At 56.5% G+C, this 9035-nt stretch carries 9 protein-coding genes; all 9 read right to left on the reverse strand.

All coding sequences use genetic code 11. The features are described from left to right. Positions 1 to 100: 100 nt before the first annotated feature. A complete protein-coding gene (locus tag J0X19_RS04885) occupies positions 101 to 1006 on the reverse strand; it encodes a DUF5777 family beta-barrel protein (RefSeq protein WP_219167715.1) in 906 nt (301 codons plus the stop codon). A 25-nt stretch (positions 1007 to 1031) separates the two neighbouring features. Beyond that, positions 1032 to 1205: a hypothetical protein gene (locus J0X19_RS04890; protein WP_206981879.1), complete on the reverse strand. Its 174-nt coding sequence runs from the start codon at positions 1203 to 1205 to the stop codon at positions 1032 to 1034. A gap of 36 nt (positions 1206 to 1241) precedes the next feature. Then, the gene (locus J0X19_RS04895; RefSeq protein WP_206981886.1) at positions 1242 to 1802 is read right to left on the reverse strand and encodes a YceI family protein; all 561 of its coding nucleotides are present in this window, start codon (positions 1800 to 1802) and stop codon (positions 1242 to 1244) included. A 16-nt stretch (positions 1803 to 1818) separates the two neighbouring features. Then, the gene (locus J0X19_RS04900; protein WP_206981888.1) at positions 1819 to 2190 is read right to left on the reverse strand and encodes a cytochrome c; all 372 of its coding nucleotides are present in this window, start codon (positions 2188 to 2190) and stop codon (positions 1819 to 1821) included. A 167-nt stretch (positions 2191 to 2357) separates the two neighbouring features. Next, positions 2358 to 3773, reverse strand: coding sequence for a hypothetical protein (locus J0X19_RS04905; protein ID WP_206981890.1), 1416 nt, complete (start codon positions 3771 to 3773; stop codon positions 2358 to 2360). Then, positions 3748 to 4347: an RNA polymerase sigma factor gene (locus J0X19_RS04910; RefSeq protein WP_206981892.1), complete on the reverse strand. Its 600-nt coding sequence runs from the start codon at positions 4345 to 4347 to the stop codon at positions 3748 to 3750. Before J0X19_RS04910 ends, J0X19_RS04905 begins: the two co-directional genes overlap by 26 nt. Positions 4348 to 4527: 180 nt before the next feature. Next, the gene (secDF, locus tag J0X19_RS04915) at positions 4528 to 7542 is read right to left on the reverse strand and encodes a protein translocase subunit SecDF (protein WP_206981902.1); all 3015 of its coding nucleotides are present in this window, start codon (positions 7540 to 7542) and stop codon (positions 4528 to 4530) included. Positions 7543 to 7688: 146 nt separating this feature from the next. Further along, a complete protein-coding gene (locus J0X19_RS04920; RefSeq protein WP_206981904.1) occupies positions 7689 to 8060 on the reverse strand; it encodes a hypothetical protein in 372 nt (123 codons plus the stop codon). 268 nt (positions 8061 to 8328) lie between these two features. Beyond that, positions 8329 to 8952, reverse strand: a complete 624-nt coding sequence (locus tag J0X19_RS04925; protein WP_206981906.1) for a uridine kinase family protein — start codon at positions 8950 to 8952, stop codon at positions 8329 to 8331. Positions 8953 to 9035 lie beyond the last annotated feature (83 nt).

Consider the following 9035-nt stretch of genomic DNA (forward strand, 5'->3'; position numbering starts at 1 on the left):
GCCCGCTGGTAGAACCGGCGGGCTTTTCTTATTTCTGCAAGCCGGCCTGACTGGCCCGTCTGCAACCTGGGCGCGGCAGCATGGCTTACAGAAACATCAGCTACTCCTGACTGCGTAGCTGGAAAGCGCGGGAAATATTGAAGCCGAAATAGATGTCGCCATCGAAAAAATTGCCGGTGGTTTGCGGCACAAAAAACTTCTCAATCATACCCTGCGAGTTGGTGAAATGGAGCTGAAACACGTGTCCGCCAGTTTCTATGTCGAAGCCCAAGGCCAGAGAGTTGCGGTAATCGTCGGCGGTATTGCCGGGTAGCAGGTAGTAATATTCGGCCGTGAGGGCGAGGCGTTTGGTGAGTTTCTGCCGGCCGGCGGCCCCAATGGCGTACACGTTGTTTTCGTCGCGCCGCAAGTCTACATAGTTGCGGTGGATGAGTGTAGGCATAAGCTGCACCGACAGGTTAGAGCTGAACTTGCGGGCCAGCAGCGCCTGGTAGGAGTAGGTGAAGCGCGAGGTAGTGGAGCGCTCCGGCTCGGGCTGAAACTTAAGCGTACTCACGGCCGTGGTAGCCAGTAGCGTCACGGAAACGGGCATGGGGCGCGGGCCGCTGCTCTGGCGCAATGCTTTGTATTTCACGAAGCCATCATAGGTTTTTTCCAAGGAGCTGCGCCCGATGCCTACCGCCAGCTGGTCGTTGAGGCCATATTCCAGCCCCAGCCGGATGGTGGCTTGGTCGAGGCCGAAAAACTCGTAGGCGCCACTGTTGAGCGTGCCGAAGCGGTGCGAAATAAGGAACAGCATGCTGCCCTTGCCCGGCGTCTCGATGGAGTGCCCATTGATGACGCGCGTGCCTTTGAACGTGGCCGTTACGTACTCGCGGCGCAGGCTGTCGGTGGTTTGGGTTTCCAGCTGATTCAGCAAATCCTGCGCCTGCACATGCGAGGCCGCTAGCGTGCAGGCGGTTGCTAAGAAACCCGCCGCGCGTCGAAAAGATAGAAGTGAAGGCATACGAAAGAGGAATTAGGGCTTGGTACTACCTAAAGCGGTTTTGGCGGTAGGGGCGGGGCTGGCCCCCGCCCGTCGTCGAACGAAATCGGTGAAACGGCGCCGGCGTCGGGGTGCTGGCGGGGGCCAGCCCCGCCAGCACCCCGACCCGGAAACCGCTCTGGTAATGCTCGAAGCTTCGGTGGCGTAGTTTAAACAGCAAAGCATCCATCAGGCGCCACGTATTAAGCGCTGAGGATTATGGAGTTGGCTCGCAGGCCAGGTTCACGGTGACATCAACGGACTTGGCAATCTGGTTGCGCACCAGCAGGGGAATCTCGATGTTGTAATCGGCGGGTGCTACGGCAAACTTCGACTTGACCACCAGGCGGTTGCCTTGCTTTTCCAGCGTACCAGGCACTCTCACCCGCTTGGTCACGCCATGAATGGTTAGGTCGCCTTCCACTTGCACGGCTTGCGAGCCAGCAGGGGTGAGGCTGGCGGCGGTCCAGTTCACCAGCTTGCCGCTGAACGTTGCCTTCGGGTACTTCTCCGACTCCACGTAATTCTCGTTGAAGTGCTCCTGCATCAACGACTTAGGAAACTTAAACGACTTCATGGGTACCGTAAACGCCACCTGCCCCGACGCCACATCCACGGCCGCGCCCACCTGTTGGTTCACCGCCTGAATGTCTTCAATTGGCGTAGCTGAAAAGAACGTAATGCTGCCAGTACGGGTCAGAAACTTGCTTTGTGCCCACGAGGGCAAGCCCGGCAGGCAGCTCAACAGGACCGCCACTGCAAAAACCTTGATTTTCATACCTGAAGCAGTAGCATTAGTTGTTGAGAGCCCCATCTGTCACCCATTTGCGCACCTGGCTGATGTCGCACTCCGGTAGTTTGCTGCCGCCCTGGGGCATGGCCCGAAAACCGGCCTCGTGGTTGATGGAACCCACCAAACGGCCATTTAAAGCCACTGTCCGGACGGTAGCGTAGGTGCTCAGGTTCACGCCGCCGCTGGCGAAATTGCTGTTGTGGCAGGAGGTGCAGCTTTTCTGAAGCAAGGGCGCCACCGTGAGGGCATACGTGACGTTGGCGGTGTTGCAGGCGGGGGTAGGCGTAGGGCTGGCTTGGTCCTCGCCGTTTTCGGAGGCGCAAGCCAGCAGCAGCAAGCCGAAGCCTAGTAATGGTAGAAGTTTGATGTTCATAGGAAACCTGGTTTAGATAGAGACCCGCAGGAGAGTAAGGGTAAGCGCCGTGATGCGCAATACAACCGACGTTTTGCTGGTATTGAGCAAGCAAGCAGCTACCTGGTGCTGCTGAGTTAGAGAGCAGAACCGGGGAAAGTTGTAGGAGAAGCCAGTAGGAAGTGCGGCTACCGCAACAGGCCGTATTTGATAGAGAAAGAAACCCCGGCACTACTTAGCCGGACTTTACCGGCGCCCACGCTGCCCAGCGGGAGCTGTAAGAAGGGCTCAACCTGCCCCGACCAGCGGCTGCCGAATGGCCGCTCCAAACCCGCAGATGCCGTAAATAGGCCAAACGCATAGTTGGACCCATTCACGACCTGGGCCGCCGCTGTCCGGTTTTGCCCATTTACTTGATAATCATAGGCGTACCGCTCGTGGCGCATGAGCAGGGAAGTGAAGCCTGTGCTGGCAAACACGGTGTAAGTTGGCTGGCGTACTACATCGTAGCGTAAATCCAGCGGAATTTCGGTGATACGGCAGTTGGCGTACACTTCGTAAGTACCAGGGCGCCAGTTCCAAGCAGGCTGGGGGGTGTAATCGGAGCTGGCGGCGGCATAGCGCTTCACGCTCCGGACTAAACCAGACCGTACGCGGAGCCGGGGAGTCAGCCGGTACTCCAGGGTTAGCCCTAAGTTGCCGCCAAGCTGAGCCGTATTGAGTGTGCGAACCGCACTCCAGGCAGGAGCGCCTATTACCCCCACCACCACTCTATAGAAGGGAACTGCGGGTGTGTCTTGCTGATTAACAATAGAATCAGTTGTTGTTGGCGCCGACGTTACCAATGTCAAGGAGTCCTGACGAAGAAGCGGCAGAACCAATGGCCGCTTGAAATGCTGTGCTAGGTCTAGCGGCTGAGATTCTAGCAGCGCCCATTCCGTTGTCGGTGGTGGTGCCTGCGTAAGTGGTGTAGCAGCCAAAACTGATGCGCTGGTAGGGTTTTCGACTGTTAGCCCGGTGGGTTGTAGTTCAGCTCGGTTACCTACGGGTGCATAGCGCCGCTTAGTGGCAGCGGTGATAATCGGCCGGCGTTTTAGGGCCAGAATAGCTGCCCTGTGGCCCGGAAACGCTGCCTTCGGCTCCGCAACCAACGGCAACGTGGTAGTAGAACCTGTCGGTTGAGCTGGTCTTGTAAGTGCTGCAACTGAAGTTGATGCGGCAACACCAGGTGCCGAACTGGCTGTAGCCAAAGGGGCCTTGCCCGGTGCTGCGGCCCTGGGCTGAGGTTGGTTGAAAGTTGCTGGCGCCGAGTTGGCTTGTGAGGTGGCGTCGGCTAAAGCACTATTAGTAATGCGTGGAGCAACTTCCGTAGTTGGATTTACGGCTCGATAACCCTGCCACAACAGCACCAACAACGCTACAATGGCCACTTCCAGCCCAAAAAACCGCCATATCCGCTGCCGCACCAGCCGCTCGGTGGCTGCTTTGCGCAGCTTATCTTCCATGCGTAGCCAATTGCCCAGAGGAATTTCCTCGGGGTACGCCTCGGCGCTGCGCCGGACTAGCTCGTCCAGCTCTTCATCCGACATATCTGGCGTAGGCATGGTGTTTATTTTTTTTAAGCAACGTTTTAAGGTGCTCGCGCGCCTTAAATAAATTCGACTTGGACGCCCCCACTGAAATCCCCAACTGCGTGGCAATTTCCTCGTGGGTGTAGCCGTCGACGACGTACATGTTGAACACAGCCCGGTAGGCTGGCGTGAGCTGCCCAATCAAGTGCAGCAATTCCTCGAACGACAACGCATCAAGGGGCGAATGGCTACTATCGGCGTGAGAGTTGGGCACTGAATCCAGGTCGGTTTGAAACGTGTGCCGAGAGTTGGCCCGAAACCGGTCGATGGCCGTGTGTACCATCACCTTCCGAATCCAGCCGCGCAGGGAACCGGCCAAGTCAGCATGCAAACCAGTATCGAAGCGGGCTACATCCTGAAAAATCTTCATGAAACCGTCGTTTACCACTTCCAGCGCCACATCCCGGTCGTGGAGGTAACGCAGGCACACGCTCAGCCCGTAGCTGTAGTAGAGCATGTACAGCCGTCGTTGCGAAGCCTGCTCCAGCCGTTGGCAGCCAGCCAGGATATTGGTAAGTAGCGCAGAATCCAGTTCGGGGCTAGCCACGGCAGCAGGGGAGAAGATTCAATAGGCCACTCGCAGACCAGCAGAAAATGGTTGCCTGCTTTTGATAAAATATATGAAAAATAAAGTGGAGCTAACAGGATAGAGACGCGCTTCCCTTGCACGCAAAAAAAGAGCCCGACCAATTGGCCGGGCTCTTCCTTGGAAACCAGTAAGCTAGTATTATACCGAAGCCGTCGACAGCTTAGGTGCGTCGGTGTCGTCGGTGATTTTGGTGGACATATCGGTGCCCCGCTCCCGGGCCTCTTTGCGGCCGTAGGTGTCGAGGATAATTGGCGTAGCAATGAACAGCGACGAATACGTACCGAAGATGATACCTACCAGCATGGCAAACGAGAAGGAACGCAGCGTTTCACCCCCAAAGATGTAGAGTACCAACACCACCAAAAACAGCGTGGTGAACGTAATCATGGTGCGCGAGAACGTGCTGTTCAAAGCGGGGTTCACCACCTGCGCGAAAGTCAGCTTGGGGTTCTCCCGCAGGTATTCCCGAATACGGTCGTAGATAACCACGGTATCGTTCATCGAGAAACCGATGATGGTCAGCACGGCCGCCACGAAAATCTGGTCCATCTCGTAGTTCAGGCCGAACAGGCGCGCAATTGGGTAGCAGGCAATAACCAGCAGCGCATCGTGGAACAGCGCCACTACCGCCGCCATCGAATACTGCCACTTCTCGAAGCGGAACAGTACGTAGACGAAGATGCCTAGCAGCGTCAAACCCAAACTCAGTACCGACGTACGCTTGATGTCGTCGGCAATGGTAGCGCCTACTTTCGAGGTGCTCTTGATTTGCGGGTTATCGGCGCCATATTTCTTGAGGCCGGCCATCAGCGTCGCTTCCACTTTTTTGTCGGCTGCTACCGTTTCATCATCGGAAAGGTAGCCCGTGGTGATGCGCAGGCGAGTGGGCGCACCGAACGTTTTCACTTCGGTACCGGCGCCCTGGAAGGCTTCGGTTACGGCTTCCCGTACTTCCGACGCCACTTCAGGCTTGTTGAAATCAACCACGTAAGCACGGCCACCGCGGAAGTCAACCCCTAGGTTCGGGCCACCCTGCACGGCCATCAGCACAAAGCCAACCACAATGAAGATAGTAGAGAAGGCGTAGGCAATCTTACGCTTGCCCACAATGTCGAAGTTCATGTTGGTGAACAGCTTCCGCGACAGGAAGGTCGAGAACGTAATCTTGCTGGTGGTCTTGCCTTTTACCAACCACTCAATGATCAGGCGCGAGATATATACGGCCGACAGGAACGAGGTGAAAATACCAATCAGCAGCGTGACGGCGAAGTTCTGCACCGGACCCGTTCCGAAGATGAACAGAATCACGGCGATAATCAACGTCATAACGTTGGAGTCGAAGATGGCCGAGAAAGCACGCGAGTAGCCTTTGGCAATGGCGTCGTGCAAGGTCAGGCCGTGGTCCAGTTCTTCCCGAATCCGCTCGAAAATCAACACGTTAGCATCCACCGACGAGGCGAATACCAGAATCAAACCAGCAATACCGGGCAGCGTGAGAGCAAACGAGAACTGCGCCAGTACCCCCAGAATCAGGAAGCTGTTGAACAGCAACGCAGCGTCGGCTACCAAACCAGCACGACCGTAGTACAGCGCCATAAACGCCATAATAATCAGCAAACCAGCCAGCGACGAATACAAGCCTTGGTTGATAGCCTCCTGGCCAAGCGACGGACCTACTACGGCTTCTTCTACAATGCGAGTAGGAGCGGGCAGCTTACCTGCTTTCAATACGTTGGAAAGGTCCTGGGCTTCTTCAATCGAAAAGTTACCAGAAATGCTGGTGTTGCCGCCGGCAATTTCCGACTGTACTACCGGGTCAGAATACACGTAGTCGTCGAGCACGATGCCTACCTGACGGCCGATGTTGGCGCCGGTCATTTTTTGCCATTTCTTGGCGCCCGAGGGGTTCATGGCCATGCTCACTTCGGGGCGGCCACCTTGGTCGTAGTCCTGGCGGGCGTCGGCCACTACCTCACCACCGAGCGGGGCTTCAGCACCACGAGCTTTGCGGATGGCGTTCAGCTTCAAATACTCCTGGCCTTCAATTACTTCGGGCTTTACGCTCCATAGCATGGTCAGGTTGGGCGGCAGAATAGCGCGGGCTTCATCGGAGCGCAGGATGGCGTTCATCCGGGCCGTGTCGCGCAGGTTTACGCCCAACTGGCCAGGAATTGGCATGGTAATCAGGCGAGCCAGCACCGAGTTTTGCTGCGGCTTAGTAGAGTCAGCTTTGGCAGTGGTAGCAGCCTTTTTGTTGGCCAGTTGGCTAGCCAACGAGGTAGAGTCGCCAGCGGCAGCAGTAGAGTCGGTGGTAGCGGCAGTGGTGCCAGCAGCGGCCGTAGCCGGAGCCGCGGCGGTTTTCTCTTTGGCAATCAGGGCCTGGTCGAGCTGCTGGAGGTAAGGGCCAAACTCGTCTTGACGCCATACTTCCCAGAACTCCAGTTTAGCTTGGCCTTGCAGCAGTTTCCGCACACGGTCGGGGTTGTCAACACCGGGCAGTTCCACCTGGATGCGGCCGGTGCCTTTTACGCGCTGAATGCTCGGCTGGCTGGTGCCAAACTTGTCGATACGAGTCCGCAGGATGTTGAACGACCGGTCAATAGCTTCTTCCACTTCCTTGTCGATGGCGCCAATCACCTTGTCGTTGGTCGAGTTGATGTCGATGCCGCGGCTCTTGTTGGTGGTGTTAGCGAAGATGCGGGCCAGGTTTTCACCGGGAGCTACAGTGCGGTAAGCCTGCGCAAACAGCGCCGTAAAGGGCGTTGAAGGGTTGGCTTTCTGAGCGACCTGGGCCTGCTCGATGGCGCGGTTGAACTTTGGGTCTTTGGAGTTGCCGCTCATGGCGCGCACAATTTCCACCGGCGATACTTCCAGCGTTACGTGCATGCCGCCTTTGAGGTCGAGGCCGAGGCCCAGCTCCGACGAGCGTACGTCGCGGTAGGTGTAATCAACCCCAAGCAGGCTGGCTACCGGAGCGCGCCACACCGAATCGAGGTAGTGCTGGCGCTGTTGCTGATCGACTTTACCGTTTTTGGTGGCGTATACCACGGCATCGTTCTGCACCCGCCGCGAAATGAACGTGAAGGTCAGAAAGTAGATACACAGGGCCGATACGATAATCGTCAGCCCAATGATGAGTCCTTTATTACGCATTGAAAAAGTTTGTATGTGAGGCTGGGAATGTAGGATGGTCTTGCCACTACAACGCTCCGCCAAAGGCCGGAAGACCAACTACTAGGGCAAGATGAACGGGAGCCACCACGGATTCAACCACGGCAGGCCACTCAGGCGGAGTGGCGCTAGGGAGCCTGCGGCGAAAGCGCCGCTATCAACAGCCGGGTGCGGAACACTGCGGCCGGACGAATGCCAGCAAGGGGGCGCGGGGCAGCTAGCGCCCGGCGCAAAGTGGGTAGCCAACTATAAGTAGCGGGCCAAGGCAGCCAAGCATCGGTGGCTGGGGCCGTATGCAAATCCAGCGCGCCAATGGCTTCCAGCGTCACTTTCTGCTTCACCACGGTTACCTTGGCCGGTTGGCCAATGCGCGTGGTTTTGCCCGCTGGCACCCGGAAGGTGGCAACCGCCTGGTGGTTGAGCGACAGCACAAACAGCACGGTGGCTGTGAGCAGCGCAAAACGCAAGCGAGGCAAAAATTTGGTGATGAGCAGCAACATTGGAAAGCTAAAGGCTACAAATATAGCCAAATGCAACAGTCAAGTAAAGCCTAATCGTGTTGCAAAAAGCAATTCTATCAGGTAGCTGCTTTGGTTGACTGGAAAATGCGGCTGCATTTGGTGCATCTGACTTCACTTATTTCCTGTTCGCCTCATTTCAGCTACACGAAAGCTGCCGCCTGCTCTGAAGGTTCCAAATACCAAAGCGGCCAGCAAATGAAGACGTAATGACTCCACTTGCTGGCCGCTTTATATATAGATAGGGTATCTACTCCCGAACTATTTTCGATTGCAAAAACGACACCAGCACTTCCAAGCCCCGGTCGAAATGCCGGTTGTTGGGAATTACAATGTCGGCGTCCTGCTTGAAAGGCCGGATATACTTTTCGTAGGTTGGCGCCACGTGGTTGGTGTAGCGGTAGAGTACATCTTCCAGGCCGTAGCCCCGCTCGTCCCGGTCGCGCACAATGCGGCGCTGGAGCTTCACGTGCTCCTCGGCATCAATGTACACCTTCAAGTCGAGCAGCTTGGCCACTTCCTCGAAGTAGAAAACGAAGATGCCTTCCACTACCACAATCGGAGCCGGTTGAAACACCAGCTCTTTGGGTGCCACGTTGGGGTTGTTGAACGTGTACTCGGGCCGGCGTACTTCCAATCCCTGGCTGATACGAAGCACATCCGCCGCGTACGACTCGGAGTCGATGCTGGAAGGCAGGTCGAAGTTGGTGACACCTTGGGCATCAACCTGCTGAATTTCACGCGGATGGTAGTAGTTGTCCTGCGAAATCAGGCAGATGTCTTCCGTGGGAAACGAGGCCAGCAGCCGGCGCAGAAAGGTGGTTTTGCCCGAGGCGCTGCCGCCGGTAATGCCGACGATATAAGGATGTTGCATGAGGCGAAGGTGGTGGTAAAACAGAAGGTGATATCAAGTTGCGGTTAGTCGGCGATTATGTTCGTCAATGACGAGTTGAATAC

It is taken from the genome of Hymenobacter telluris, from assembly GCF_017313265.1.
GTDB classification, from domain to species: domain Bacteria; phylum Bacteroidota; class Bacteroidia; order Cytophagales; family Hymenobacteraceae; genus Hymenobacter; species Hymenobacter telluris.

Excerpts from the sequence above, each read along its gene's own strand:
- J0X19_RS04885 (WP_219167715.1), bottom strand. The coding sequence starts at position 1,006 with ATGCCTTCACTTCTATCTTTTCGACGCGCGGCGGGTTTCTTAGCAACC.
- J0X19_RS04895 (WP_206981886.1), bottom strand. The coding sequence starts at position 1,802 with ATGAAAATCAAGGTTTTTGCAGTGGCGGTCCTGTTGAGCTGCCTGCCG.
- J0X19_RS04900 (WP_206981888.1), bottom strand. The coding sequence starts at position 2,190 with ATGAACATCAAACTTCTACCATTACTAGGCTTCGGCTTGCTGCTGCTG.
- J0X19_RS04905 (WP_206981890.1), bottom strand. The coding sequence starts at position 3,773 with ATGCCTACGCCAGATATGTCGGATGAAGAGCTGGACGAGCTAGTCCGG.
- secDF (WP_206981902.1), bottom strand. The coding sequence starts at position 7,542 with ATGCGTAATAAAGGACTCATCATTGGGCTGACGATTATCGTATCGGCC.
- J0X19_RS04920 (WP_206981904.1), bottom strand. The coding sequence starts at position 8,060 with ATGTTGCTGCTCATCACCAAATTTTTGCCTCGCTTGCGTTTTGCGCTG.
- J0X19_RS04925 (WP_206981906.1), bottom strand. The coding sequence starts at position 8,952 with ATGCAACATCCTTATATCGTCGGCATTACCGGCGGCAGCGCCTCGGGC.